The 24,921-nt window shown below is 62.6% G+C and carries 23 protein-coding genes, 1 tRNA gene and 1 riboswitch; of the genes, 8 read left to right on the top strand and 16 right to left on the bottom strand.

The features are described from left to right. Positions 1-26: 26 nt before the first annotated feature. Positions 27-668 carry a 3-oxoacid CoA-transferase subunit B gene (locus ACHMXK_RS04295; protein WP_397437994.1) on the bottom strand — a complete coding sequence of 214 codons (642 nt, stop codon included), beginning with the start codon at positions 666-668 and terminating at the stop codon, positions 27-29. Between the two features lies 1 nt (position 669). Next, a complete protein-coding gene (locus ACHMXK_RS04290; protein WP_397437991.1) occupies positions 670-1,386 on the bottom strand; it encodes a 3-oxoacid CoA-transferase subunit A in 717 nt (238 codons plus the stop codon). Between the two features lie 93 nt (positions 1,387-1,479). Between ACHMXK_RS04290 and ACHMXK_RS04285 the strand changes: the two genes are divergently transcribed. Then, positions 1,480-2,295, top strand: a complete 816-nt coding sequence (locus tag ACHMXK_RS04285; protein WP_397437989.1) for an IclR family transcriptional regulator C-terminal domain-containing protein — start codon at positions 1,480-1,482, stop codon at positions 2,293-2,295. A 31-nt stretch (positions 2,296-2,326) separates the two neighbouring features. Here the strand turns inward: ACHMXK_RS04285 and ACHMXK_RS04280 are convergent, their stop codons facing one another. Further along, positions 2,327-2,548: a hypothetical protein gene (locus ACHMXK_RS04280; RefSeq protein ID WP_397437987.1), complete on the bottom strand. Its 222-nt coding sequence runs from the start codon at positions 2,546-2,548 to the stop codon at positions 2,327-2,329. A gap of 178 nt (positions 2,549-2,726) precedes the next feature. Here ACHMXK_RS04280 and ACHMXK_RS04275 point away from each other — a divergent pair, with 178 nt between their 5' ends. Next, positions 2,727-3,161: a DUF1841 family protein gene (locus ACHMXK_RS04275; protein WP_397437985.1), complete on the top strand. Its 435-nt coding sequence runs from the start codon at positions 2,727-2,729 to the stop codon at positions 3,159-3,161. A gap of 77 nt (positions 3,162-3,238) precedes the next feature. Here the strand turns inward: ACHMXK_RS04275 and ACHMXK_RS04270 are convergent, their stop codons facing one another. Beyond that, on the bottom strand, positions 3,239-3,913 hold the full coding sequence (locus ACHMXK_RS04270; RefSeq protein WP_397437983.1) for a c-type cytochrome: 675 nt from the start codon (positions 3,911-3,913) through the stop codon (positions 3,239-3,241). 134 nt (positions 3,914-4,047) lie between these two features. On the opposite strand from ACHMXK_RS04270, the gene ACHMXK_RS04265 reads away from it, so the two are divergent. From ACHMXK_RS04265 to ACHMXK_RS04240, 6 genes are read left to right on the top strand one after another with little or no spacing between them, the layout of a single operon-like run. After that, a complete protein-coding gene (locus ACHMXK_RS04265; RefSeq protein WP_318405347.1) occupies positions 4,048-4,890 on the top strand; it encodes a MoxR family ATPase in 843 nt (280 codons plus the stop codon). A 4-nt stretch (positions 4,891-4,894) separates the two neighbouring features. Then, positions 4,895-5,134: a hypothetical protein gene (locus ACHMXK_RS04260; RefSeq protein ID WP_397437981.1), complete on the top strand. Its 240-nt coding sequence runs from the start codon at positions 4,895-4,897 to the stop codon at positions 5,132-5,134. Further along, entirely contained in the window at positions 5,131-5,736 is a 606-nt protein-coding gene (locus ACHMXK_RS04255; RefSeq protein WP_397437979.1) for a GNAT family N-acetyltransferase, read from the top strand. The genes ACHMXK_RS04260 and ACHMXK_RS04255 overlap by 4 nt, the downstream gene beginning before the upstream one ends. A gap of 13 nt (positions 5,737-5,749) precedes the next feature. Beyond that, on the top strand, positions 5,750-6,964 hold the full coding sequence (locus ACHMXK_RS04250; RefSeq protein ID WP_397437977.1) for a VWA domain-containing protein: 1,215 nt from the start codon (positions 5,750-5,752) through the stop codon (positions 6,962-6,964). A 9-nt stretch (positions 6,965-6,973) separates the two neighbouring features. Then, complete coding sequence (locus ACHMXK_RS04245; RefSeq protein WP_397437975.1) at positions 6,974-8,938, top strand: autotransporter assembly complex family protein; 1,965 nt, start codon at positions 6,974-6,976, stop codon at positions 8,936-8,938. Beyond that, entirely contained in the window at positions 8,938-12,831 is a 3,894-nt protein-coding gene (locus ACHMXK_RS04240; RefSeq protein WP_397437972.1) for a translocation/assembly module TamB domain-containing protein, read from the top strand. The genes ACHMXK_RS04245 and ACHMXK_RS04240 overlap by 1 nt, the downstream gene beginning before the upstream one ends. Positions 12,832-12,892: 61 nt before the next feature. On the opposite strand, the gene ACHMXK_RS04235 is transcribed toward ACHMXK_RS04240, so the two are convergent. The 12 genes from ACHMXK_RS04235 to ACHMXK_RS04180 all read right to left on the bottom strand — a co-directional run bounded on the left by ACHMXK_RS04235 (position 12,893) and on the right by ACHMXK_RS04180 (position 24,896). Beyond that, positions 12,893-12,968, bottom strand: a tRNA-Arg gene (locus ACHMXK_RS04235). 236 nt (positions 12,969-13,204) lie between these two features. Next, the gene (sigJ, locus tag ACHMXK_RS04230; protein ID WP_397437970.1) at positions 13,205-14,098 is read right to left on the bottom strand and encodes an RNA polymerase sigma factor SigJ; all 894 of its coding nucleotides are present in this window, start codon (positions 14,096-14,098) and stop codon (positions 13,205-13,207) included. A 4-nt stretch (positions 14,099-14,102) separates the two neighbouring features. Continuing rightward, entirely contained in the window at positions 14,103-14,537 is a 435-nt protein-coding gene (locus ACHMXK_RS04225) for a carboxymuconolactone decarboxylase family protein (RefSeq protein ID WP_397437968.1), read from the bottom strand. 248 nt (positions 14,538-14,785) lie between these two features. Then, a complete protein-coding gene (locus tag ACHMXK_RS04220) occupies positions 14,786-15,553 on the bottom strand; it encodes a 3-oxoacyl-ACP reductase (RefSeq protein WP_397437966.1) in 768 nt (255 codons plus the stop codon). A 19-nt stretch (positions 15,554-15,572) separates the two neighbouring features. Further along, positions 15,573-16,553 (bottom strand): ABC transporter substrate-binding protein, encoded by a 981-nt coding sequence (locus ACHMXK_RS04215; protein ID WP_397437964.1) that lies wholly within the window; start codon positions 16,551-16,553, stop codon positions 15,573-15,575. Further along, a complete protein-coding gene (locus tag ACHMXK_RS04210; RefSeq protein WP_397437962.1) occupies positions 16,550-17,329 on the bottom strand; it encodes an ABC transporter permease in 780 nt (259 codons plus the stop codon). Before ACHMXK_RS04210 ends, ACHMXK_RS04215 begins: the two co-directional genes overlap by 4 nt. Next, entirely contained in the window at positions 17,323-18,072 is a 750-nt protein-coding gene (locus ACHMXK_RS04205; protein WP_397437961.1) for an ABC transporter ATP-binding protein, read from the bottom strand. The genes ACHMXK_RS04210 and ACHMXK_RS04205 overlap by 7 nt, the downstream gene beginning before the upstream one ends. A gap of 7 nt (positions 18,073-18,079) precedes the next feature. After that, entirely contained in the window at positions 18,080-19,534 is a 1,455-nt protein-coding gene (locus tag ACHMXK_RS04200) for an acyl-CoA reductase (protein WP_397437959.1), read from the bottom strand. Continuing rightward, a complete protein-coding gene (locus tag ACHMXK_RS04195; RefSeq protein WP_397437957.1) occupies positions 19,531-20,610 on the bottom strand; it encodes a long-chain fatty acid--CoA ligase in 1,080 nt (359 codons plus the stop codon). Before ACHMXK_RS04195 ends, ACHMXK_RS04200 begins: the two co-directional genes overlap by 4 nt. Before the next feature lie 62 nt (positions 20,611-20,672). Next, positions 20,673-20,789: riboswitch (TPP riboswitch) on the bottom strand. A gap of 140 nt (positions 20,790-20,929) precedes the next feature. After that, a complete protein-coding gene (locus ACHMXK_RS04190) occupies positions 20,930-22,729 on the bottom strand; it encodes an AMP-dependent synthetase/ligase (RefSeq protein WP_397437955.1) in 1,800 nt (599 codons plus the stop codon). Continuing rightward, positions 22,726-23,544, bottom strand: a complete 819-nt coding sequence (locus tag ACHMXK_RS04185; protein WP_397437953.1) for an ABC transporter ATP-binding protein — start codon at positions 23,542-23,544, stop codon at positions 22,726-22,728. The genes ACHMXK_RS04190 and ACHMXK_RS04185 overlap by 4 nt, the downstream gene beginning before the upstream one ends. A 170-nt stretch (positions 23,545-23,714) precedes the next feature. Next, positions 23,715-24,896 (bottom strand): ABC transporter substrate-binding protein, encoded by a 1,182-nt coding sequence (locus ACHMXK_RS04180; protein WP_397437951.1) that lies wholly within the window; start codon positions 24,894-24,896, stop codon positions 23,715-23,717. Positions 24,897-24,921 lie beyond the last annotated feature (25 nt).

Here is a 24,921-nt window from a genome sequence, read left to right as displayed (position 1 = left end):
ATCAGGTGACATCAGGCCGGAAGAGATTAGAGTGCCACAGGCAGGCCTATGAGTTTTTCCAGCTCGGCGTGCGCCAGGCCCTCGACCTTGTCGATGAGCTTGAGGCCGTCCGGCGTGCATTCCAGTGTGGCCAGCTCGGAGTAGATGCGCTTGACGCAGGCAATGCCGGTGAGCGGGTAGCTGCACTGGGCCACCACCTTGCTCTCGCCTTTTTTGGTCAGCAAGTCCATCATCACCCAGGTCTGCTTGGCACCAATCGCCAGGTCCATCGCGCCGCCCACGGCGGGAATCGCGCCGGGCTCGCCGGTGCTCCAGTTGGCCAGGTCACCGGTGCTTGAGACCTGGAAGGCGCCCAGCACACAGATGTCGAGGTGGCCGCCGCGCATCATGGCAAAACTGTCGGCATGGTGGAAAAAGGCCCCGCCCTTGAGCAGCGTCACCGGCTGTTTGCCGGCATTGATCAGGTCGTAGTCTTCGTCGCCTTCGGCCGGTGCCGGGCCCATGCCCAGGATGCCGTTTTCGCTGTGCAACACGACCTCCATGCCAGCAGGAATATGGTTGGCCACCAGGGTCGGCATGCCTATGCCCAGGTTGACGACGGCGCCGTCATGAATGTCTTGCGCCACGCGGGCGGCCAGTTGGTCTTTGCTGCGTTTTTGGTAAGTCATGTCATGCGGCCCGTTTGATGCCGCCAGCCTGCGTGGCCACACGGTCAATTTTCACAATCTGGTGGACAAAAATGCCGGGCGTCACGATGTGCTCCGGATTCAGCGCGCCGAGTTCAACAATCTCGTGCACGGTGGCCACGGTCTTTTTCGCGGCGGTGGCCATCACCGGGCCAAAGTTGCGCGCCGCCATGCGGTAGGTCAGGTTGCCCCAGCGATCGCCCTGCTCCGCCTTGATGAGCGCGAGGTCGGCGTAAATCGGCATCTCCAGCACATAGTGCTTGCCGTTGATCTCACGGGTTTCCTTGGCCGAGCCGTCGGCGTTTTTGGCCAGCTCCGTGCCAAAGCCGGTGGGCGAGAAAAAGGCGCCTATGCCGGCACCGGCGGCACGAATACGTTCGGCCAGGTTGCCTTGCGGCACCAGCTCCAGTTCCAGTTGGCCGCTGCGGTACAGGCCGTCAAAAATCTGGCTGTCGACCTGGCGCGGAAAACTGCAGATCACCTTGCGCACGCGGCCGGTCTTGAGCAGCGCAGCCAGGCCCACCTCGCCGTTACCGGCGTTGTTGTTGACCACGGTCAGGTCTTTCGCGCCCTGCGCTATCAGTCCGTCAATCAGTTCACTGGGAATGCCGGAGGTCCCAAAACCCCCAATCAGCACGGTGGAACCGTCTTTCACGTCCGCCAGCGCATCGGCAATCGAGCGGGCAATCTTGTTGATCATGAAGCTGTCTCCGCAATAAGGATCAAAAAAAAGAAATTTGTTCTTATGTAGAACAAATGTTCGTATAATGAATTTTAGGAGATTTCACCAGCCATGGCAATCGCAGCATCGCCCCTGAGCCCTGACCAGCAGCCCGGCCCCACGCCGGGCGACAGTTATGTCCAGTCCTTTGCGCGTGGGCTGGAGGTGATCCGATCCTTCAGCGCCCAGTCGCCCCAGCAAACACTGAGCGAAGTGGCGGCGCGCAGCGGACTGACCCGCGCCGGTGCCCGGCGCATTTTATTGACCCTGCAGACACTGGGTTATGTGGTCAGCGACGGCAAGTATTTTTCACTGACGCCGCGCATCCTGGATCTGGGTTTTGCCTACCTCTCGTCCATGCCGATCTGGAATTTGGCCGAGCCGGCGATGGAAAACCTGGCCGAAGCAGTCAGGGAGTCGTGTTCGGCCGCCGTGCTGGATGGCACGGACATTGTGTATGTGCTGCGTGTGTCCACCCACAAGATCATGAGCATCACCTTGGGCGTTGGCTCGCGCCTGCCAGCCTATTGCACCTCACTGGGACGGGTCTTGCTGGCCGCGATGCCGGAAGAACAAGCCATGGCCCGCTTGATAGCCTCCCGGCCTGAAGCGCTGACCCGGCACACCATCACCGACCTGGATGCGCTGCGTCAGAAACTCGCGCAAACCCGCAAGCAGGGCTGGTGCCTGGTTAACCAGGAGCTGGAAGAAGGCCTGGTGTCCATGGCCGCCCCGATTCAGGACAGGCTGGGGCGCACGGTGGCGGCGCTGAACATCAGCGGCCAGGCCAACCGCACCAGCGCCAAGGTCATGCAGGACAGCATGTTGCCGTCGCTGCTGGCCGCGGCGCAAACCATCTCGCGCCTGCTCAGCGTGCAGCGCAACTGATCCGTCGCCCCCACGCTGGCGGCCCGCAAGATCAGGGCTTGCGGCCGCCCATCACCAGTGCCACGGCGCCCAGCAAGACCGCACCCATGCTCAGCCATTGCGGAATCGTGATGGACTGCTTTTCCTTGACCGTCAATTCAATCGGGCCGATCTTGGCCGCCGTCGTGTCTTTGGTGAAACTGAAGCCGCCGGTGAAAAAGCCGGCCAGCCCGAGCACGATTAAAACAATGCCTGTGATTCTGATTGCATTCATAAAGGTCTCCTCGCCGGATGATGGGATAAATTGACGCACGCTTGCCGGGACCGCGCTGCCGTGCACGTAATCTACGTGATGGCCCGGCCAAAACGCGTAGGACATGGCCGCCTGCCGTGTCCCCGTGCATGAAACACCACACCGCCATCGGACATAGACCCCGTGCTACGCTTGCCCCATGTTCACACCTTCGCAAGCCGACGTTCGCCGCTTTTTCTGTTCTGTTTATGCCAAAGCCCGCTCAGGACAAGCGCTGGAAGCTATTGAAATCATAGCAAGCCAATGGATAGACGAACATCCCGAATACCATGCCGACTTCGCCGATGCCGACGCGGCGCTGGAAAAAATGTACGACGTGGAAGCGGGCAAAACCAATCCGTTTTTGCACATCTCCATGCACCTGTCGATCAGCGAGCAGTGTTCCATCGACCAGCCGCGCGGCATCCGGCAGGCGGTCGAGTTGCTGACCGCACGGCGCAACTCGCTACACGCGGCGCACCACGAAACTATGGACTGCCTGGGCCAGATGGTCTGGGAAAGCCAGCGCGCCGGCCGGCCACCCGACGGCGCCGCCTATATCGACTGCGTGCAGCGCCACGCCACCCGGGATTGATGCGGCTGGCACAACAGGTTTGACCGACAAAAAAAATGCCGCTGAATCAGCGGCATTTTTTGTGGGGGGACGGGCGCTCAGCGCTTCAGCCGAAACTCGCTCTGCGGCACAACCTTCAGGTCGCCTTCCACGGACGACAGGTACTTGGCCAACTGCTTGAGTTCTGCATTGCTGTACTGCTTGACCATGCCCGCCATGATGGCGTTGCCGCGACCGACTTTGGGGTTGTTTTCAAACTTGTAGGACTTCAGCGCCACAAACAGGTAGTCCGCATGCTGGCCACCCAGTTTGGGATAGCTGGGGTCGATCGGTTTGCTGAAGTCGGCGCCGTGGCAGGATGCGCAATTGGCCTTGTTCAGCAATGCCGCCACTTCAGGGCTGGGCGCCTTGATGGTTTTGGCCACCGGAGCGGCATCTTGCGGCAAGCCGTGCTGGCTGTAATAAGCGGCCAGGTCAGCGATGTCCTGGTCGTTCAGGGAGTCGGCGATGCCACGCATCGACGGGTGCTTGCGCTCACCTTTTTGATAAGCATGCAGGGCAGCAGAGATGTATTTGGCGCTTTGGCCCGAAATCATCGGCACCTTGTAAACCTCGGGGAAGCTGGCCTGGTAGCCCTTGATGCCATGGCAACCGATACACATGGCATTTTTTGCCTCGCCGGCTTTGGCATCACCCTTGATGTCCTGGGAATGGGCTGCAACCGTCACAAATGAGACAGCAACGGCAAATATCGTGGTGAACAGCTTATTCATTTTGCGCGCACAATCAGGTGAGAATTTGTTATATAAAACAGCCATCGATTATATCTGGGCCTGCTGCGGCAAAGTCCTGACCCCGCTCAATCACCGCAGATTCGCTTCTTCCCAAGCTCACTTCGCCATCCACCATGAAATTCCAAGGCTCCAAAAACTACGTCGCCACCCAGGATTTGATGCTTGCCGTCAATGCCTCTGCCACTCTCAAAAAGCCTCTGCTGGTCAAGGGCGAGCCCGGTACCGGCAAGACCATGCTGGCCGAGGAAGTGGCCGAAGCACTGAAACTGCCACTGTTGCAATGGCACATCAAATCCACCACCAAGGCGCAGCAAGGTTTGTACGAATACGACGCGGTCTCGCGTCTGCGCGACTCGCAACTGGGCGATGCCAAGGTCAAGGACATCCACAACTACATCATCAAGGGTGTGCTCTGGCAGGCCTTCACAGCCGATGAGCCGGTGGCCTTGCTGATTGACGAGATCGACAAGGCCGACATTGAATTCCCCAACGACTTGCTGCGCGAGATCGACCGCATGGAGTTTTACTGCTACGAAACCCGCGAACTGATCAAGGCCAAACACCGGCCGCTGGTGTTCATCACCTCGAACAACGAAAAAGAACTGCCTGACGCGTTTTTGCGCCGCTGCTTCTTCCACTACATCAAGTTCCCCGATGCCGACACGATGAAACAAATCGTTGACGTGCATTTCCCCGGCCTGAAAAAAGAGTTGCTGGCCGCGGCCATGAAAACCTTTTACGACGTGCGCAACCTGCCCGGCTTGAAGAAAAAACCGTCCACCAGCGAACTGCTGGACTGGCTCAAGCTGCTGGTGGCCGAAGACATTCCCCTCGAAGCCTTGCAAAGCAAGGAAGACAAGGTGGCCGTGCCACCGCTGGTCGGCGCGCTGCTGAAGAACGAGCAGGACGTCACCTTGTTCGAAAAACTGGTGTTCATGCAGCGCCACAACCGCTAAAACCATGGCTGCCGATACCCCCAAACTCCTGCTCGAAGGCCTGTCCGATGCCGTCGGTTTTGTCGGTGGGGCCTTGATCGGCTTCTGGCTGGGCCGTTTTTTTGGCTTCGACATTTTTGCGGCCGGTTATGGCAACAGCGCCATTGCGGGCATCGTTTTGGTGGGCATCGGAGGCGGCCTCGGTCTGCAGTTGGCGCGGCGCTGGCGCCGTGCGCAAGAGAAAAAGCGGAGCAAAGACGCATGAGTTTTGTCCAAGCCGTCACACTTTCCGGCCGGGGCGTGGAACTGCTGCCCCTGGCGCTGGAGCACGAAGCCGGCCTGCGCGCCGCGGCCGCCGACGGCGAGTTGTGGAATCTGCGCATCACCTCCGTGCCCGAGCCGGAACAAACGCGGACCTACATCGAAGACGCCCTCAAGGGCCGTGAAGCCGGTCACCGTTTTGCCTTCGCCGTGCGCGACCAAGCCACGGGCACCGTGCTGGGCACCAGCAGCTACCACGACATCGTGCCGGCCGTGAAACGTGTCGAGATTGGCTACACCTGGTACGCCGCCCGTTGCCAGCGCACCCATGTCAACACCACCTGCAAACTCCTGCTGCTCACGCATGCGTTTGAGACCCTGGGCTGCCACGTGGTCGGCTGGCGCACCGACAACTTCAACCACGCCTCGCAGCGGGCCATCGAGCGCCTGGGCGCCAAAAAAGACGGCGTGATCCGCGGCCACGCCCTGCGGCGCGACGGCACCATTCGGGACACGGTGATGTACAGCCTGCGCTCGGGTGAATGGCCGGAGGTCAAGGCGCAACTTTTATACATGCTCGAGAAACCCAGGGCAACCAAAGCCTGAGAGGAGCGCCAGCATGCTGATCGATTTTTTTTACACCCTGCGTTCCGCCAAGCTGCCGGTTTCCGTCAAGGAATACCTGATGCTGCTCGAAGCGCTGCAGGCCGGTGTGGTAGGCCCCAACAGCGACAAGCTGGACGCCCACGACGGCGAAGGCGCCTACAAGATCGACGACTTCTATTACCTGAGCCGCACGGTGCTGGTGAAGGACGAAAAACACTACGACAAGTTCGACCGCGCCTTTGCGGCCTACTTCAAGGGTGTGGAGACGATTGCCGACTTCACCAAGGACATCCCGCTGGAGTGGCTGCGCAAAAACCTGGAGTTGGAGCTCAGCCCCGAAGACAAGGCCAAGATCGAAAAGATGGGCTGGGACGAACTCATGGAGACGCTGAAAAAACGTTTCGAAGAGCAGAAAGAACGCCATGAAGGCGGCAGCAAGTGGATAGGCACGGGCGGCACCTCGCCGTTTGGCGCCAACGGTTTCAACCCGCAAGGCATACGCATAGGCCAGGAAAAAAGCCGCAACAAAAGCGCCGTCAAGGTCTGGGACCAGCGTGCCTACAAAGACTACGACGACACGCAGGAGCTGGGCACACGCAACATCAAGGTGGCGCTGCGCCGCCTGCGCAAGTTCGCACGTGAAGGCCATGTCGAAGAGCTGGACCTGGACGACACCATCAAATCCACCGCGGCCAACGCCGGCTGGCTGGACATCAAGATGGTGCCGGAGCGCCACAACAACGTCAAAGTGCTGCTGTTGATGGACGTGGGCGGCACCATGGACGAACATATCAGCCGCGTTGAAGAATTGTTCTCGGCCACCAAGACCGAGTTCAAACACATCGAGTTTTATTACTTCCACAACTGCGTCTATGACTTCATGTGGAAGAACAACCGCCGCCGCTTCAGCGAAAAATTTCCGACCTGGGACATCATTCGCAAATACAACAAGGATTACAAACTGATCTTTGTCGGCGACGCGACCATGAGCCCCTATGAAATCCTGCAGCCTGGCGGCAGTGTCGAATACAACAACGAGGAAGCCGGCGCCGAATGGATGCAGCGGCTGACCAACGCCTTCCCGAAATTCGTCTGGATCAATCCCGAGCCGCAAGGCGTCTGGCAATACCGCCAGAGCATCAGCGTGATCCAGCAACTGGTCAACCAGCGCATGTACCCGCTGACCATCAAAGGACTTGAAGAGGCGATGCGCCTGTTGTCCAAGTAAACTGGAAAGGTGACCCATACCAGTCCCTGCCGCGCCTGGGGGGCGGCCCCAGCGCAGCTGACTGCCACCGCCCTCTTGTTTCTTCTTGCGTCTGCGGCCGCCGCGCAGACCGGCACGTCCGCCGCACCGGCCAATACCGCCATGCCGGGCACCAGCCCGGCCCCCATCACGCAGACCACGGTACCGGCCCCGCCGCCCGCCGGCCTCGCGCCGCCGGCGACTCCCCGAGGCGCGGTCGGCACGACCCAGGCACAGCCCGAAGTCACGGCCTTTGACATCGAGGTGAAGGCCCCGACCGAGGTACGCGAACTGCTGGAGCGGCACCTGGAGCTGCGGCGTTACCGCGCCGTGACCGACCTGGACGAAGCCGAACTGGCGCGCCTGATCGTGCTGGCCGAGCGCAATGTGCGCAACCTGGTCGGCACGCTCGGTTATTTCAGCCCCCGTATCAGCATCACCCGTGAAGGCACGGAGCAGCGCCCCAACATCGTGGTGGCCGTGGAACCCGGCGAGTTCACCCGCACGGGCAGCGTGGCGATTGATTTTTCCGGCAACATCGCCGAGTCGACTGACACCGGCGCCGTGGCCCAGCGTGAAGGCATCCGGCGCGACTGGCGCCTGCCCATAGGCCAGCGTTTTACCCAGGACAGCTGGGACAGCGCCAAGACCCAGGCGCTGCGCGAACTGGTGGTCCGGCGTTACCCGGCGGGCCGGCTGTCGGACAGCCTGGCCGACATCGATGCCACGACCCAGCGTGCAGCGCTATCGCTCACGCTGGACTCCGGACCGCTGTACCGCCTGGGACCGATGCAGGTCAAGGGCTTGAAGCGTTATGACCCGCAACTGGTGCCGCGCCTGGCCCGGCTGGAGCCGGGCTCGGTCTACGACCAGAACCGGCTGCTGGAAGCGCAACAACGGCTGGCCTCCAGCGGCTATTTTGACTCGGCCTCGATTTTTATCGACCCGGAAAGCGACCCTTTGGCGGCACCGGTGCAAGTCCAGGTGCGTGAGGCGCCGCTGCAAAAAGTGGTGCTGGGCATAGGCGCGGCGACCGACACCGGCCCCCGTACCTCGGTGGAATACACCCATCACCGTGTGCCCGGCATCGACTGGCGCGCAACCACCAAGTTGCAACTGGAGCGCAAGTCGCCGTTTGCACAAACCGAATGGACAGCCATCCCTGATGAGGACGGCTGGCGCTGGGGTGCACTGGGACGGACCGAACGTCTGGACGACAACGAACTCATCACCCGCGCGCAGCGCCTGCGTGTGGGCAAATCGCAGGCGGGCGACCGCATAGACCGCAATGTCTACCTGCAATACGACCGCGCCGGCGTACAGCCCGCGAGCGGCACCAGCATTTCCAACAGCGACAGCGGTGACGGCTCGGCCATCAGCGGCAACTATGTGTGGACCGGCCGTTATTTCAACAACCTGCCTTTCCCGGATAAAGGTTACGGCCTGGGGCTGGAGCTGGGTGGCGGTATCACCCTGGACAGCAAACGCCAGCCCTTTGTGCGCACGGCCGGACGCTGGATGGGCGTAAAAACACTCACAGGCAGCCGGATCGCCCTGCGCGCCGAGGGCGCCGCTGTGGTGGCCGCCGACTCGGCGCGTGTGCCCAGCACCCTGCTGTTTCGTACCGGCGGTGACAACACCGTGCGGGGTTACGGTTACCGCGACATCGGCGTGCAGCGGGCCGACGGCCTGATCGGGCCGGGACGTTACATGGCCGTGGGCAGCGTCGAGTGGCAGCGTCCCATGCTGCGCAACGGTTTGCCGTCCGAATGGGAAAACACCTTGTTTGTCGATGTCGGTTCGGTCGCTGACCGGCCACAGGATTTGAAACCCGTGGTGGGCCTGGGCACCGGCGTACGCTGGCGCAGCCCGATCGGGCCCTTGCAGATTGACCTGGCCTACGGCGTGAAAACCCAGCAGTTCCGTCTGCACATGAGTGTGGGATTTGTTTTCTGATGGCCACGCCCAATCACACCGCCCCAGCCCCCGCGCGGCCGTCGCGCCGATGGCACCACGTGCTGGCCACGGCGCTGGCGGCCGTGTTTGTTGTGCTGCTCACCGGGTTCAGTGCTCTCTGGTGGTGGTCGGGCACCGACGGTTCGCTGGCCACGTCGCTGCGCTGGGTCGCACGTTATCACCCCCTGAACGCGGAAGGGGTGAGCGGCTCCTTGCGCGCCGGCGGCCAGGTTCAGACCCTGAGTTGGCAGCAGGATGGCCTGAAGGTGGTGGCCACCGGTGCCAGCCTGGCCTGGCAACCCTTGTCGCTGCTATCCGGCCAGCTCCAGCTGCAGCGCCTGGTTGCGGCCAGTGTGTCCATCGATGACCAGCGTGCCGCCTCGCCAAGCGCCGGACCACCCACCTCCTTGGCCCTGCCCTTTCGCATCACGCTGGATGCATTTTCCGTAGATCGTCTGCAATGGGCAGGTCCCCCAGCCTTTGACGCCAGCGACATCACCGGGTCTTATCAATTCGACGGCGCGCAACACCAACTGACGCTGAGCGGCGCGCAAGTGGCCAGCGGGCATTATTCGGGCCGTGTGAGCCTGGCCGCCACAGGCACACTGGCGCTGGACGCGGCGCTTTCTGGCACTATGGACGCCGCTGTACCCAGCAGCAACACCCACATGCCGCTGGTCGTCACGGCCACGGCGCGTGGGCCGCTGACCGAGCTGACCCTCCAGGCGGCAATAAAACTCAGCACCCCCGCTGTGGGCGCCAGCCCGGCGCCACAAGCCAGCGCCACAGCGCGCCTCACCCCCTGGGCCGCGCAGCCCCTGCCGCAGGCCGATGCCAGCTTCAGCGCATTGGACCTGGCCAGTCTTTGGCCAGGCGCGCCACAAACCGGACTGACCGGCACCTTCAGCGTGCGGCCCGACAACAAGGTCCATGCGGCCTGGCAATTGCAAACCAGCATTCACAACAGCCTGCCCGGCCCCTGGGACCAACAGAGGCTGCCGCTGGACCGCCTGCAAGCGCAGGGAGAATGGCGCAACGGGGTGGCCATGGTGCGCCAGCTCCAGGCCCAGCTTGGCGGCGGCGAGGTGCTGGCCAGCGGTCAATGGTCAAGTGCCACGCCATCCCCCGACGCAACGGACTGGCAGGCAAAAGCCACCTTGAAAAACATCAACCCGGCCGCCTTGCACACACAGTTTGCCGCCTTGCCCGTCAACGGACAGGCCGACCTGAGCGGTCAAGCGGGTGCGATCAATTTTGATACCCGCCTGACCAGCAACGGCGCGCCGGTAGCCACAGCCAAAACCGCCGTGAAGCCGGACACCGGCAACTTGCGGCTGCGCGATGCCAGCGCGCAAGGGCGTTGGGCTGGTGACACCTTGTCGCTCACCCAATTCCAGCTACGGTCCGACGACGCCACGCTGGCCGGCACGCTGGAGCTGCAACCCGCCGTGCCCAGCGGCAAAGGCCATGTAACCCTGAACGCGCCCGGCCTGGACGCCCAGATACAGGGTGAGCTGCGAGAAGCCCGCGGTGCAGGCGAACTCAACCTGCGCGGCCGGGATGCCGGTCAGGCCTTGCGCTGGCTGCAAGGCCTGCCCGGTATGCCTGCCAGCCTGCGCAATGCCTCGGCCAGTGGCAAGGTCGACCTCCAGCTCGGCTGGCAAGGCGGCTGGCGTGACCCGGCGCTGCAGGCCAAGCTGCAAGTCCCGTCGCTGGACTGGCAGGCCGGCCCGGCACCCAAAACCAAGGACGCATCCAGCCCCAGCCCCGACGTATTGAAAGTTCGCGCGGTCGAAGTCAGCGTGTCTGGCCGCCTGAGCCAGGCCGAACTCAAGGCCCAAGGACGGCTTGAACTGGCCGAACGCCGTTATGCCTTACAGGCCGCCGCCAGTGGTGGCCGCATCGGCCCGGCCAAAGCCGCCTGGTCGGCCGCACGCTGGCAGGCCCTGGTTCAGCAACTGGAGCTGTCGGTCCAAGACCCGGCGCTGGGCACGGGCGTCTGGCGCCTGGCCAGCCGCGGCAACGTGCCGCTGAAATGGACTCCTGGCGCCAGCGGCGGCGCCCTGGAAGCCGGCACCGGCGAAGCGGTGCTGAGTGCACCGGCGCGCGGCGCGTCGGCAGGCGCGACCACCACGCCATCCCAAGCGGTACTGGCCTGGCAAGCGGTGAAATGGCGCGCCGGAGAATTGATCACGGCCGGCACACTCACCGGCCTGCCGCTGGCCTGGATCGAGCTGATCGCCGGCCCGCAATTGGCCGGCGCTGGCCTGACCGGCAACCTGGTGTTTGACGGCCAATGGGATGCGGCGCTGGGCGAGACCTTGCGCCTCAAAGCCAGCCTGGCACGCAGCCGGGGCGACCTCACGGTGCAGGCCGAAACGGCCCAGGGTGTGAACACACCGGTCGCCGCGGGTGTGCGCGACGCACGGCTCTCGCTGCTCAGCGAGGGCGAGGCCGTGACCGTGGTATTGCGCTGGGACAGCGAACGCGCGGGCAAGGCCGATGGCATCTTGAGCACACGCCTGGCCAAACGTGGCGCCGAAGGCTGGGTCTGGCCGCAGGATTCGCCTATCAACGGCCAGTTGCGCGCGCAACTGCCACGCATCGGGGTCTGGTCGGTGCTGGCACCGCCGGGCTGGCGGCTGCGCGGCTCGCTGGGCACCGATGTGGTCCTCAGCGGTACCCGTATCGCGCCACACCTGAGCGGCAGCCTGCAGGCCGATGACCTGGCCTTGCGTTCGGTGGTGGACGGCATCGAGTTCGGCAAAGGCCGGCTGCGTGCCACGCTGGACGGCACCCGCATGCGTATCAGCGAGTTCACCTTGCAGGGCGCCGGCGAGCAAGGCGCGGGCGGCATGCTACGTGCGCAAGGCGAAGCCGGCTGGATCAATGGCCAGCCGCAGGTCCAGCTGGACGCCAAACTCGAACGCCTGCGGGCCAGCCTGCGCACCGACCGGCAGATCACCTTGTCGGGTGATATCCGGGCCACGCTGGCGAACAAGGCGGCGGCGTTTACCGGCCAGTTGCGCGTCGACAAAGCGCTCATCTTGCTGCCAGACGAAAGTACGCCGCAACTGGGTAACGATGTCATCGTCCGCACGACCGGTCGTGCGGCCTCCGGCAAAAAAGCGCCGGCCGACGCCTCGGCCCCCAACAGCGAGGGCAAGGACGGCCGCTCCCTCAAGCTGGCGGTGCAGCTCAACCTGGGTGATGACTTCCGCATCCAGGGCAAAGGCCTGGACACCCGGGTGCAAGGCACGCTGGCCTTGCAAGGCGAATCAATAGACAGTGTCCGCCTGACCGGCACCGTCCACACCGTGAACGGCGAATACCGCGCCTACGGCCAGCGCCTGGACGTGGAGCAAGGTGTGTTGCGGTTTACCGGCCCCATCGACAACCCGACCTTGGACATTCTGGCGATACGCCCCAACCTCACGCAACGTGTGGGGGTGCAAATCACCGGCACCGCGCTGCTGCCGCGTGTGCGCCTGTACGCGGAGCCCGAGTTGCCTGACAGCGAAAAACTGTCCTGGCTGGTGGTCGGCCGCGCCTCGGCCAGTGGCGGCGCCGAAGCCGCGTTGCTGCAGCAAGCCGCCATCGCCCTGCTGGGCAGCAAGGCCAGTGGCCTGTCGGGCGGGCTGGCTGCCTCGCTGGGATTGGACGAGTTGTCTATTCGCGGCGCCTCCACCCAGGCCGACGGCAGCACCAGCGAAGGCGCGGTCACCCTGGGCAAACGGTTTTCACGCAATTTTTACGCGGCGTATGAACGCAGCCTGTCGGGCGCACTCGGCACGCTGTATCTTTTTTATGATTTGTCGCAACGCTTCACCGTGCGGGCCCAGGCCGGCGATCAAAGCGCGGTGGACCTGATCTTCACGATTCCGTTTGACTAGGTTGGGCTGAACGCCTGATTCAGCCGACGAAACCGCCAGGGTTGTCGCGCTGAACAAAAGATGGTGCCCTTGGCAGGAATCGGACCTGCGACCTATCCCTTAGGAGGGGATCGCTCTATCCACTGAGCTACAAAGGCAGACGCATAGTTTACCAAGGCGGCGGCAGGTGCGACCGCCCCATGAACATGAGCTTGGCTCGCCCAGGTCGCAAAATCTGAAACGGCACGGGCGGGAGCGCTTCTCGGCGACCCGTTGACGCATACAGATTGCTATTTTTTTGATAGCCTCTTACAACCACGGGACAAGGGCTGGAGGCCTGAATCACCTAAAAAAGCGACGTATCCGGCTCGTTTCCCGCCGCAGCATGGCATCCTCATGACAAAACCTCCGGCCCGAAGGCCAGCCCGTCGAGCTTGTCAGGATTGCGCATGATGTAGATATTCGTGGCCTTGCCTTCATCGTTGTAGGCAAAGGTGATGGCCGCCGCGATCTCGCCGTTCATGCGCAGCTGTATGGCGCGGCCGCCATTGATCTCGCAGGGCAACCATTCGTAAGCGGCCCAGTAGCGGGCCAGCTGGTTGGCGATGAGGGCAAGCACGCTGCCCTTGCCCTGTATGACGCCCTCGATGGAAGAGACCTTGCCGCCGCTGTCGGCGCAGAGGGTAATGTCTTCAGAAAGCAGGTGGGCCAGAGAGTCGGTGCTGCCGGCGGTGATGGCTTCGCGGAAGGCGTCCAGCAGGCCGTTCTGCACCTCGGGTGCGGTGACGTGCCGCACCTTGCCCTGAGCGATGCTGGCATGGGCGCGCGAGACCAGCTTGCGGCAGGCGGCCTCTTCGATACCCAGCATGCCGGCCACCTCCGGGTAAGGCGTGTCGAAAATCTCGCGCAGCAGGTAGGCCGCACGTTCTTTGGGCGTCAGGCGCTCCAGCAACAGCAGGAAGGCGGTGTTGAGGGACGAGGCCAGCAGCGCATGCGTTTCGGGCGTGTCGCCGGTGCTGGTCTGGATCGGTTCGGGCAACCAGGTGCCGATGTAGTCGACGCGGCTGCGCTGCGCGTCCCGCAGCAGGTCGATGCAGTGCCGCGTGCAGAGGGTGGTGAGCCAGGCAGCCGGTGTTTCTATGGCCGCGTGGTCAGCGCCTTGCCACTTCAGGAAGGTGTCCTGCACGGCGTCTTCCGCATCGGCGCGTGAGCCCAGGATGCGGTAGGCGAGGCCAAACAGGTGGCGGCGCCTTTCTTCAAAGATGGCAGTGGTGTCGGCGCCGGACATGGGCTCAGTGTCCTGAAATCTGGATGCGGTTCCACAGGTTGACCAGGGCAATGGTACTGGTCAAAACGCTGATCTCCTTGTCGCTGAAAACAGCCCGCAGTCGGGCGCGCAGCGCGGCGTAATCGGTTTTGGCGTCCAGCACGGTCAAGGCTTCTGTCCAGGCCAGGGCGGCTTTTTCGGCCTCACTGAAGTCGCTGACATGCGGCCAGACAACCAGCCGGTCCAGCCTGTCGCTGCGTTCCCCATCTTCCCGGGCCTCGCGGGTATGCATCTTGACGCAAAACGCGCAGCCATTGATCTGCGATGCCCGCAAATGCACCAGGTGGTGAATGGTCTTGCTGAAACCGTGGCTGCCCACGGTCTCATGCACGTTCATCAGGGACTGAAATACATCGGGAATGGTGAGGTCGTGGCGGATGGGGGCTGTTGTCGTGCTCATGGTGTTTCCTTTAAAAGTTGGAGGTGACACCGTATTGACGATTCAGCTTGGCCGTTTGTGACGCGTCACCCAAAAAATCCATCGCAGCGCTCCAATGGCGCTACTTCTTGCGAAGCATGGATCCCGGATCGAGTCCGGGATGACGCTGTCGTCAGTTTAGAGAAGGTCCGTAAAAGCTATGCATTTAATAGCTGCTTGCGCCCGCCACATAAGGGCTGGAGGCCTGAAAGGCGTATAAACCCGGCTATTCAGCGCATCACCAGCCCGCCGTCCACAAACAAGGTCTGTCCGGTCATGAAGCCGCTCCAGCTAGAGGCCAGGAACAAGACCGGCCCGGCCACATCCTCGGGCGTGGCGATGCGGCGCAGCGGGGTTTGTGCGGTGATCATGTCCCTGACCTCTTCCTTGGTCTGCCGGCTGGCCGCTGTGGGATAAACCAGGCCGGGGGCCACGCAGTTGACACGTATGCCCAGCGGCCCGAGTTCGGCCGCCAGGTTGCGGCTGAAACCGATCAGCGCGGACTTGGCGGTGGTGTAGTCGTGGTAAGGCACGCTGGGGCGCTCCACCAGATCGCTGGCCAGGTTGATGATGGCGCCCTGGCTGCGTTTTTTGAAATGTGGCAACACGGCCTGGCAGACGTTGAAGGTCGCACGCACCGCCCCGTCGATCTGCCGCTGGTAATCGTCCCAGGCCAGCTCCCAGAACATCTTGCGCTGCTCGGGATCAAAGCTGTAGGCCGCAAAGGCGTTGTTGACTAGCACATCGATCTTGCCCATCTCCAGCAACACCTGCGCCACCATGGCATTGACGGCGGGCGCCGAGCTCACATCGGCCTGCACCGCCCAGGCGTCGCCGCCCAGCTGTTGGCACGCCTCGACCACCTGCGCGGCCGAGCTCGCATCCTGCAGGTAGTTGACCACCACCAGCGCGCCTTCGCTGGCAAACGCCCGTGCAATCGCAGCACCTATGCCGCGGCCGGCGCCGGTGACCAGCACGACCTTGCCCTTGAACTTCATGGTGTAGCCCTTCCTTGGTTTACTTCGGCGGCAGCAGGTCTTGCATGACCACGTCCGACGCCTTGATGTCGCGCTGGATCATGCCGAGTTGTTTGTAGCTGTCCGCGGCTTTCTGGAACATGGCCATGTCCAGGGCACCGAGGCCGCGCGCCTGCGTGGTGGCCGACACGCTGGCGAGGTTGCGCAACTGGATCACCTCGCGGTTGATCGCCGGATTTTTGCCGTCGATCGCACGTTTGACGGCCAGCGCGGCCGCCTCGTCCGGGTTGGCGATCATCCAGGCCATGCTGTCGCGGTAGCCGGCCAGGAAACGTTTGAGCACGTCTTTTTTGGCCTGGTAAGTCGCCTCGGTCACCACAAACAGGTCGCTCGAAATATTCAGATGGTCACGCACGGCCATGACGTTGACCTCGCCCAGGCCTTTTTGCCGGCCGACCAGCAAGCCGGTGTCGGTGGCGGCGGTGGCGTCCACCTGGCCCTGCATCAGCGGCGCGAAGTTCAGCAAACCCGTCACCACGATGGTGACGTCGGCTTCGGTGAGACCGGCCTGCTGCAGCAGCACCAGCAGGTTTTGCCGCGTGCCGCTGGACAGGCTGTAGACACCAATCTTCTTGCCTTTGAGGTCGGCCGGCTTGTTGATGTTGCTGCTTTTGAGCGAGACCACGTTGAACACGTTTTGCGGGTAAATGTCATAAATCGCACGCAGCTTTTCGCCCTTGTCCAGCGCCGCAAAAAAGGAACCCGGGTCGGTGAAGGCCACGGTGGCCTGACCGGTCAACATGTTGCGGATCGCGTCGCCGCCGCCGGCGCCCGGCACGTAACCCAGTTCCACGCCTCGGGCCTTGAAGAAACCCTTGTCTTCCTCGACCAGCAGGTTGGTGATTTCGGTGATGGGCTGGCTCCAGCCGGCGACAACGACTTTGTCGGCGGCCTGCGCCAGGCCGCAGGCGAGCCAAGCCGTGACGGCCGCGGCGCGCAGAAGAGAGCTGATGTATTTCATGCTTGTGTCCTTGTCTGATTTTTTAAATGCGGCCAGAGCAGCAAGCGCTCCAGGCCGATGGCCAATTGATAAATAAACAAACCCAGCGCGGTGATAAGCAGCAACACGGCAAACATCAAGGGCGTGTCCATCATTCCCTGCGAAGCAATGATGAGCGCGCCCAGGCCCTTGCTGCCGCCGATGAATTCACCAACCACCGAGCCCACCAGGGCCAGCACCACCGCCACGCGAAAACCCGCCATGATGACCGGCAGCGCCGAGGGAATTTTCAGGCGCAACAAGGTTTGCAAACGGCTGGCGCCCAACATGCGAAACAGTTCCAGCTTGCGCGGGTCCACCTGCTGCAGACCGGTGAGCATGTTTTCCATCAAGGGAAAAAAACAGATCAGCGCCGTGATCACCACCGTCGAGGTCATGCCAAAACCAAACCACACAATAAACAGCGGCGCCAGCGCCAGCTTGGGCACCACCTGGCTCACCACCACATAGGGAAACAACAGGCGCCGCAAAAAGGCCGACTCGGCCATCACGATGCCGCCCAACAAACCGGCGGCTGTACCTATGGCCAGACCCAGCACCAACTCGCTGCTGGTGTGCATCAGATGCGGCCAGAAATATCCGCTGCGCAGGCCGGTCCACAAGGCGTCCCAGATCACCGACGGTGCCGGCAACACCAAAGCCGACAGGCGGGAGCCGCGTGCCAGCAACTCCCAGGCCAGCAGCAAGGCCACAAACAGCACCGCACTCGCCAGGCGGCTGAGGTGTTTGCTCAACATGACACCACCCCATCCATGGCATGGCGCACCTGGGCGCACAAGGTGTTGAAGGCCGCGCCGTATCGCAGCTCGTGATTGCGCGGCCAGGGCAGATCCACCGCCAGGTCTTCGGTGATTTTCCCGTCGGTCATGACAGCCACCCGGTCGGCCAGGTACACCGCCTCGGTGATGTCATGTGTCACAAAAAACACCGTGGTCTGCGCCAGGCGGCAGATTCTCAGGAGATCGTCCTGCAACTCTTCACGGGTGATCGCATCCAGGGCGGCGAAAGGTTCATCCAGCAGCAAGAGTGACGGTGCCAGCAGCAGCGCACGGGCGATGGCCACCCGGCTTTGCTGGCCGCCGGAGAGTTCGGTCGGAAAACGTCGGCCCAAACCGGACAGGCCCATGAGCGCCAGCAACTCCTGGGCGCGCGTGATGTCGGCCGGCACGGGCTTGCGCTGCAGCGAAACCGGCAGCAACACGTTGTCCATCACCGTTTTCCATTCGAGCAGGGTCGGCGACTGGAAGACAAAACCAAGCTGGCTACCCGGCTTGAACAGCCCTTGCCCGTCCACGCTGATCTGTCCGCCATCCGGTCGCAACAGGCCGGCCGCCAGCTTGAGCAGCGTGGTCTTGCCGCAGCCGCTGCGACCGACCAGGCTGTGCACCTCGCCACGCGCGATCTGCCAGTCCACCTGGTCCACCACGTTCGGGTAGCCCGGATAGCTGTAACTCACGGTACGCATGTCGAGAAAAGTCATGGCCGGTTCAATCGACATAAGGCGCGAAGCCTTCCGCAGCGGTTTCTGCCGAGGCTTCGATATCCACCATCTGCACCAGATCCAGCAGGCTGCATCGCCCGTCGTGGTGCCAGCCAGCCTCGGGCGAGGTCATCTGGCCCAAGGCGCAAATCCGTGTCACGCCGGCGCGGCCCAGTTGTTCGGCGATTTCAAACAGTTCGCGCGGCGCGGCGGCCACACCCACGGTTTGCAGCAAGGCCCGGTGCGGTGCGATCAGCGGGATCACATCCGCCCAGTGATCGACCGCCACCACGCGTATGCTGCGGTTCAGCGCGCTGGGGGACAGCGGCAACAGGCTGTTGTTGTAGACAACGGTCCAGTCGCCCTCACCCGCCACATCCGGGCCGTCTGGCGACAAGCTCTGGAATTCTTCCGCCTGGCGCCAGCCGGCCAGGTCCGCCGCTTCGGACAGACTCAGGGTGCGCCGTGGGTATTTCTTCTCCAGGGCCGAGAGTTCATGCGCGAGGTAACGCGAAAATTCCTCGGGGCTGATTTTCCCGCCGCGCTCCACGTAAAACACATGGGGCGAATAACAGCCTTGCTGGTCGTAACGCATCACGTCGTAAGCGGCCTGCTGGACGGTTCTGATCGCCTTGCGCGCGTCCAGCGCCTGCCTGGCGACGATGCCGAAACTGAGCTTGTGGCCGAAGGGCAAAAACCGCGTGGTGATGGGCACCTGACGCCGTACCTGTTCCAGCGCGGTGTTGTCGCCGTAAGCCAGCACCAGATCGGCGTGTTTGAAGAATAATTTCTCGCGCGCCTCGTCCCCGCCTTTCCACCAGACCACCGCCAGGCAGTCGGCCAGCCGCGGATCCACTTCGACCAGCAACTGAGCCATCCAGCCGGCCAGCAGCGGCTCGGCACTGGCCACCTTGCCCACGGTGCCCGACTTGACCAGCAGGCCGGAGATCAAACTCCAGAGGCACAGGCCGGGCACATTGCCGGCCCAGATGTGCACCGCCAGGTCGGCACCAAAGGCCTTGGAAAAACCTCCTTTGGTACGCGGTACAAAGTCGTCCAGCACTTGCGGGTTGCCGAAATCTTCGGCCAGAAAACGCTGGAGCTGCGGCTTGCGGAATGTTTTGAGATAAGCCGTGAGGCCGAGGCGCACCATGTCGGCGTCGTAACCTGTGACCAGCGGCAGCAGGGTGTTGGCCTTTTGCCGCCAGGGGTCTTGCGGGTCCAGCCAACGCGCGATGGCGCGGTCGATGATGTCCACGATTTGCGCCACCGTCAGCGACTTCAAATACGCACGGCTGGCGCTGCGTACCCGCGCCATCAGGGCCACCGTCTGGTCTTCCGTCAGCACGGGAACCGCGACCTCCAGCGTGTCGTGTTGGCCCTCGAAGGTCAGCGTCTGCCATGCCACGTCCGCGGCCGTGAGGCCAGGCAGATAACCGGCGGTTTCGCGCAGCAAGGTCATGCCGCGGCCGCCTGCAAAAATTCCTGCACCGCCAGCGAGCAGCCCTTGGCCGCGCTGCCCTCGGCACGCCCCAGCAGCAAAAAGCCGCCGTCCACCGCCACACCCACGTCCTCGGTCAGGATGGTGGTGACGGAGTTGAAATTGGCCAGGTCGCAGTGCGCCAGAATGCCCTGCTCGCCGCGGGGCAACTCCTCGCCGCTCAAGGGTTCAACCACGCGGGTGCGAATCCAGTGTGGCCCCGATTTGACGGACGGCAACATGGCGTTGCCCGCATCGTAAAACTGCGTGCTCAACTCGGTCATGCCGTACATATTGATGCACTGGCTGGCATCGATGCCCAGCACGCCAGAGATCTGCGCATAAAAATCCGCCAGGGACAACTCGCGCGACTGGCCCTTGAAGCCGCCGGTGTCCAGCACGCGACTGCCCGGCGGCAACACAAAGGTTTTGCCCAGGCGTTGCAACTCATCCAGCAGGTGCACAAAGCTGTAACTCGCCCCCAGCAGCGCATAAGGCTCGCCGCTCTGCTGCGCGTGTTCCAGCTCGGTGATCACGCGCGTAAAGTCCAGCCCCTGCTGCGTCAGCAGGTAGTGGCTGCCGTCCGCGCCAAACTCCCGCAGCGCCAGCGCCAGGTAGTGGGCCAGCGATGAATTCGGCAACAGGCTTTCGTCCGGAAACAGAATGCCCATGCGAAGTTTCTCGCACCTCCCCATGAAGCGCTGGCGGAAGTTGCGGATCATCGACGCGTCATACACCGCCAGTGTCGGGTGGTGGTGTTTGCCCTTGACCTCGGCCTGCGTGGTGCCGCTGGTCATGAAGGTGCGCTCGGCCTGCTCCGGCGGCACACAGCTCAGGGTCAGCGCCTTGAACGCGCTGATGGGCACCGCCGGAATGTCGCGCCAGCTTTTCACGGTGCGCACGGTTTTGCCGCGTTGCTGGCAAAAACGCTGGAAAGGCAGGTTGTTCTGGTATTGGTGGGCGAACAGCGCGAGGGCCTGCCGGTCAAATACGTCCTCGGACGGGTGGTCGGCGGCGATGTAGGCCTGCAGCTCAGCGATCAAAGGAGAAGAAGCCATTCGTCACACTTTCGGTTGCCTGTTGAAAAACAAGTGCTCCGAAAGATGTGCCACGCCCACTGGGGGTGTCTGGCAGCTCTCCTTACGTCGGTATGAACCGATTCAAGTTCGCGGGTTTGGTTCTGACCATCTCAGCCACCCTTGCTGTCACCAGCAAGGCTGCACCCCGGAGCAGTTCAAATTCTAGCGGAATGCGGGCAGCGGATGACCGCGTGGCATGCATCGCTACTCTATTGATAGCTGCTTGCGCCCACCGAATAAGGGCTAGAGGCTTAAAACGATTGTAAAAAGTAGCCGCAAACACGCCTGACCGAGAACCCTAGTGGTACAGCGCCTCGATCTCGGCCGCGTAGGTTTTGTAGATGCTGGAGCGCCGTACCTTCATGGTGGCGGTCACTTCGCCATCGTCGTGGTCCAGTTCCTTGGTCAGCAAATGGAACTTGCGGATTTGCGACACCTGGGCCAGGCGCTGGTTGCCCTCGCCAATCGCGGTGTCAATCAGCTGCCGCACTTGCGGCAACTCAACCAGCGAGCGAAAGTGGGTGAAGGCGATACGCTGCGCCTCGGCCCATTTCCCCACGGTCTCGTAATCGATCATCACCAGCGCGGCTACAAACTTGCGGCCTTCGGCCACGATCACACACTCCTTGATGTAAGGGCTGCCCTTCATGGTGTTTTCGATTTCGGACGGCGTGAGGTTTTTGCCGCCGGCGGTGATCATGATGTCTTTCAGGCGGTCCACAATCTTGAGCTGGCCGCGCTCCTCGCGCACCACGTCGCCGGTGTGCAGCCAGCCCTTGCGAATGCTGTCGGCCGTGGCCTCGGGATTTTTGTAATAACCGGCAAACACCATGTCGCCGCGCAACAGCAACTCGCCGGTCTCGGCAAGCCGGTGCTCCACGCCCAAGATAGGTATGCCCACGGTACCGATCAGCACATCACGCGGGTCGTGGCCCAGGACCATGCCGGTGGATTCGGTCAGGCCGTAAACCTCGATCAGCGGTACACCCAGCACGCGAAAAAAGCGCACCACGTCGGGCGGAATCGGCGCGGCACCGGTCAGGGCAATTTGCACCTTGCGCAGGCCTATGAAGTTTTGCAGCGCGCGAAATATCGCCCAGTAGCTGGCACCGAAGGTCAACCTGTCGGCCAGACTCCAGGCGCTGCGCGGCTTCTCGGCCAGAGGCTGGCAGGCGGCATAAGCCCTGTCGAACAGTTTGCGGCGCAGGCCGCCGGTTTCCTGCAGCTTGATGCTGATGCTGGCGTGTAATTTTTCCCAGATACGCGGCACGCCCAGGAACAAGGTCGGGGCAATCTCCCGCAGATCTTCCTGCACCGTGCGTATGGATTCACCAAAATGAACCTGCGCACCGGTGTACACGGGCACAAAGCTGGTCAACATCTGTTCGGCCACATGGCACAGCGGCAGGTAGGACAGGTGCGTGGTCCGGTCCGTGATGCCCAGGCGCTCGATGATGCCGGGCACCACGCCGCGGATATTGCGGTAGGAAATCATCGCCCCCTTGGGTTTGCCCGTGGAGCCCGAGGTGTAAATCATCAGGCCGATGTCGTCCAGCTTCTGGCGCGCCATGGCGGCGTCGATTTGCGTAGTTTGGCCGACCGCAGCGCCGGCTTTTTCGACCTCGTCAAAGCTCACGATCAGGCCACGCAGCTCGGGTGCAAAGCTGCGCAAGCCCTTGGTTTCCATGACCACAATCTTGCGCAGGCGCGGCAACTGGTCACGAGCTTCGAGCACCTTGTCGGTCTGCTCCTGGTCTTCGCAGACCATGATTTCAATGTCGGCGTGGGCGACCACATAAGCCACCTCGGGCGACGGGCTGGTGGGGTAGACGCCCACCGCCACCGCACCTATCAGGCCCGCGCCCATTTGCGCCAGCACCCATTCAATGCGGTTCTCGGACAACACACCCACATGGCCGCCCTCGGACAGGCCCAGGCCACGCAGGCCCAGGCCGAAGTGGCTGGCGCGCCGGTAATAGGAGGACCAGGTGAAAGGCTTCCAGATGCCAAAGTCTTTTTGCCGGATGGCGATGCGCTCGGGCATGGTTCGAGCGCGCTCGCGCAGCATTTGCGGCAGGGTCAGTTCAGGGAGCTTCATGAGAGCCACCTTTTTCTGCGCTTGTAGTGTTTGATATTTTTGAAGCTGCGGGTCTCACCGCCTCCCCCCATGCCGAGGTAAAACTCGCGCACATCGGGGTCACTCGCCAGGCGTTCGGCCGTGCCGTCGATGACGATTTTTCCGTTTTCCATGATGTAGCCGCTGTGCGCCACGGCCAGCGCCACGGTGGCGTTTTGTTCGACCAGCAACATGGACACACCGCGCTCGGCATTGATACGCGCGATGATGCCGAAGATGTCCTCGACCAGCTTGGGACTCAGACCCAGTGAGGGTTCGTCGAGCAGGATCAGTTGCGGCTGGGCGATCAGCGCCCGGCCTATGGCCAGCATCTGCTGCTCGCCACCCGACAGGTAGCCGGCCAGGCCTTTGCGCCGCTCGTGCAGGCGCGGGAAGTAGCTGTAGACCAGGTCGAAGTCGGGTTTGGCCTCCGGCCGGCCGGTGAGCGCATAGGTGGCGGCCACCAGGTTTTCTTCGACCGTGAGGTCTTCGAACACGCGCCGCCCTTCCATCACATGCGACAGGCCCTGGCGCACCAGTTGCTGGGGTTGCAGGCGCGCCGTGGACTGCCCGTTGAACAAGACACTGCCACTCTCCAGTTCACCATCCTCCAGCGCCAGCAGGCCGGAGATCGCTTTCAGGGTGGTGGACTTGCCGGCGCCATTGCTGCCCAGCAAGGCCACGATCTGGCCGCGCGGCACGGCCAGCGACAGGCCGCGCAAGGCCTGCACCACCTTGTTGTAGATGACCTCGATGTTGTTGACTTCGAGGACGTGGTCCGTGCCTTTGTCTGTCATGGTCGTTGGCAAATCAAGGAGTTCAGCGCGCATCAAACAACCCGCCATGTAGGCAACGGGCGCACTGCCCTGCCAGGGCATCCGTGGAACCGGCTTTGCCGGGCCACTGGGTGCGTCCCCCTCCCGCAGGAGAGGGGGAAGGCGCGAAGCGACGCAGGGGGTGCTTCATCTCAGAGCGCGATCCAGTCGGAGGCGGCCACCATCTTCTGCGCCTTCATGTCGGCCTTGTAGACGCGGCCCACGGGAATCGAGTTGCCCTTGATGGTGATGGGCACGCCGATCAGGCCACCGGTGTCGAAGTCCTTGATGCTGTTGAGCGCGGCCTTGAGGTTGCTGCCTGTGAGTGGTTTGCCCGCGTCCAGGCAACGTTTGGCCGACTCGGTGAACAACATGGCGGCCAGGAAACCCTGGATGTAGGCCGTGCTCTGGTACTCGGGGCGCAGCGCGCGGATCTTGTCCAGCATGGGCGACTTGGCCGAGGTGTCGTAGTAATAACGATAAGGCATCACACCCATGAAGCCGTCACCGGCCTCGCCCATTTTCATGACGGTGGAGCTGTCCATGGTCCAGAAAGTACCCATCCATTTGCTGGTCATGCCCATTTGTTTGCCCTGGGTGATGAACTCGGGAATGGGCGCCAGGATGTAGCCGTGGAAGATGGTGTAGTCGGGCGCGGCGCGGCGCAGCTTGATGACTTCGGTGGACACGTCCACGCTGCCAGCGGGTGTCATGATTTTCACTGGCACCGTCAGGCCCAGCTTCTTGGCCAGCGCTTCGCTGCTGTCGATCGGGTCGCGGCCGAACTCGGAGTCGGAATACACAAAGGCGACCTTGGCGCCCGGCTTTTCCTTGGCGATGTGTTTGAGCAAAATGCCAAACATCTCGGTGTAGTCGGGGCCGACCAGGAACTGGTGCGGGTATTTTTTCGGGTCGTTGAGTTCGGTGGCGAAGGAAGCGCCTGTCATCAGCGTGGTGCCGGTGCGCTCCAGCTCGGGGTTGATGGTTTTGGAGAAGGCGGTGGAGTCGCCGTAATAGAGGTTGACCTTGTTCTGGCTGGTGATTTTTTTGTACGCGGCCACCGACACATCGACCTTGTAGCCGGTGTCTTCGGGCACATAACGCAGCTTGCGGCCCTTGATGCCACCGCCATCGTTGACCATCTTCACGTAGTCGCCAATGCCCAGGTTGATACCCACACCGGCGAAGGCAAACACACCGGTCATGGGAATCGAGCCGCCAATGACGATGTCTTCACCGCCGGTCTGGGCATGCGCGACCAGGGGAGCGGCCAGGGTGGCACCGGCGGCCAGCAGCAGTGAGCGGCGGCGTTGCGAAGTCAGTGATTTTTGCATGTTTGTCTCCTTCATTGTTGTCGTT

It is taken from the genome of Polaromonas sp. UC242_47, assembly GCF_044452385.1.
Lineage (GTDB): Bacteria > Pseudomonadota > Gammaproteobacteria > Burkholderiales > Burkholderiaceae_C > Polaromonas.
Note: the sequence above shows the minus strand (reverse complement) of the source record. Positions and strands in the feature narration are given on the sequence as shown.

Bases quoted from the DNA above. Each gene is read 5' to 3' on its own strand.
- ACHMXK_RS04295 (WP_397437994.1), bottom strand. From the start codon at position 668: ATGACTTACCAAAAACGCAGCAAAGACCAACTGGCCGCCCGCGTGGCG.
- ACHMXK_RS04290 (WP_397437991.1), bottom strand. From the start codon at position 1,386: ATGATCAACAAGATTGCCCGCTCGATTGCCGATGCGCTGGCGGACGTG.
- ACHMXK_RS04285 (WP_397437989.1), top strand. From the start codon at position 1,480: ATGGCAATCGCAGCATCGCCCCTGAGCCCTGACCAGCAGCCCGGCCCC.
- ACHMXK_RS04280 (WP_397437987.1), bottom strand. From the start codon at position 2,548: ATGAATGCAATCAGAATCACAGGCATTGTTTTAATCGTGCTCGGGCTG.
- ACHMXK_RS04275 (WP_397437985.1), top strand. From the start codon at position 2,727: ATGTTCACACCTTCGCAAGCCGACGTTCGCCGCTTTTTCTGTTCTGTT.
- ACHMXK_RS04270 (WP_397437983.1), bottom strand. From the start codon at position 3,913: ATGAATAAGCTGTTCACCACGATATTTGCCGTTGCTGTCTCATTTGTG.
- ACHMXK_RS04265 (WP_318405347.1), top strand. From the start codon at position 4,048: ATGAAATTCCAAGGCTCCAAAAACTACGTCGCCACCCAGGATTTGATG.
- ACHMXK_RS04260 (WP_397437981.1), top strand. From the start codon at position 4,895: ATGGCTGCCGATACCCCCAAACTCCTGCTCGAAGGCCTGTCCGATGCC.
- ACHMXK_RS04255 (WP_397437979.1), top strand. From the start codon at position 5,131: ATGAGTTTTGTCCAAGCCGTCACACTTTCCGGCCGGGGCGTGGAACTG.
- ACHMXK_RS04250 (WP_397437977.1), top strand. From the start codon at position 5,750: ATGCTGATCGATTTTTTTTACACCCTGCGTTCCGCCAAGCTGCCGGTT.
- ACHMXK_RS04240 (WP_397437972.1), top strand. From the start codon at position 8,938: ATGGCCACGCCCAATCACACCGCCCCAGCCCCCGCGCGGCCGTCGCGC.
- sigJ (WP_397437970.1), bottom strand. From the start codon at position 14,098: ATGTCCGGCGCCGACACCACTGCCATCTTTGAAGAAAGGCGCCGCCAC.
- ACHMXK_RS04225 (WP_397437968.1), bottom strand. From the start codon at position 14,537: ATGAGCACGACAACAGCCCCCATCCGCCACGACCTCACCATTCCCGAT.
- ACHMXK_RS04220 (WP_397437966.1), bottom strand. From the start codon at position 15,553: ATGAAGTTCAAGGGCAAGGTCGTGCTGGTCACCGGCGCCGGCCGCGGC.
- ACHMXK_RS04215 (WP_397437964.1), bottom strand. From the start codon at position 16,553: ATGAAATACATCAGCTCTCTTCTGCGCGCCGCGGCCGTCACGGCTTGG.
- ACHMXK_RS04210 (WP_397437962.1), bottom strand. From the start codon at position 17,329: ATGTTGAGCAAACACCTCAGCCGCCTGGCGAGTGCGGTGCTGTTTGTG.
- ACHMXK_RS04205 (WP_397437961.1), bottom strand. From the start codon at position 18,072: ATGACTTTTCTCGACATGCGTACCGTGAGTTACAGCTATCCGGGCTAC.
- ACHMXK_RS04200 (WP_397437959.1), bottom strand. From the start codon at position 19,534: ATGACCTTGCTGCGCGAAACCGCCGGTTATCTGCCTGGCCTCACGGCC.
- ACHMXK_RS04195 (WP_397437957.1), bottom strand. From the start codon at position 20,610: ATGGCTTCTTCTCCTTTGATCGCTGAGCTGCAGGCCTACATCGCCGCC.
- ACHMXK_RS04190 (WP_397437955.1), bottom strand. From the start codon at position 22,729: ATGAAGCTCCCTGAACTGACCCTGCCGCAAATGCTGCGCGAGCGCGCT.
- ACHMXK_RS04185 (WP_397437953.1), bottom strand. From the start codon at position 23,544: ATGACAGACAAAGGCACGGACCACGTCCTCGAAGTCAACAACATCGAG.
- ACHMXK_RS04180 (WP_397437951.1), bottom strand. From the start codon at position 24,896: ATGCAAAAATCACTGACTTCGCAACGCCGCCGCTCACTGCTGCTGGCC.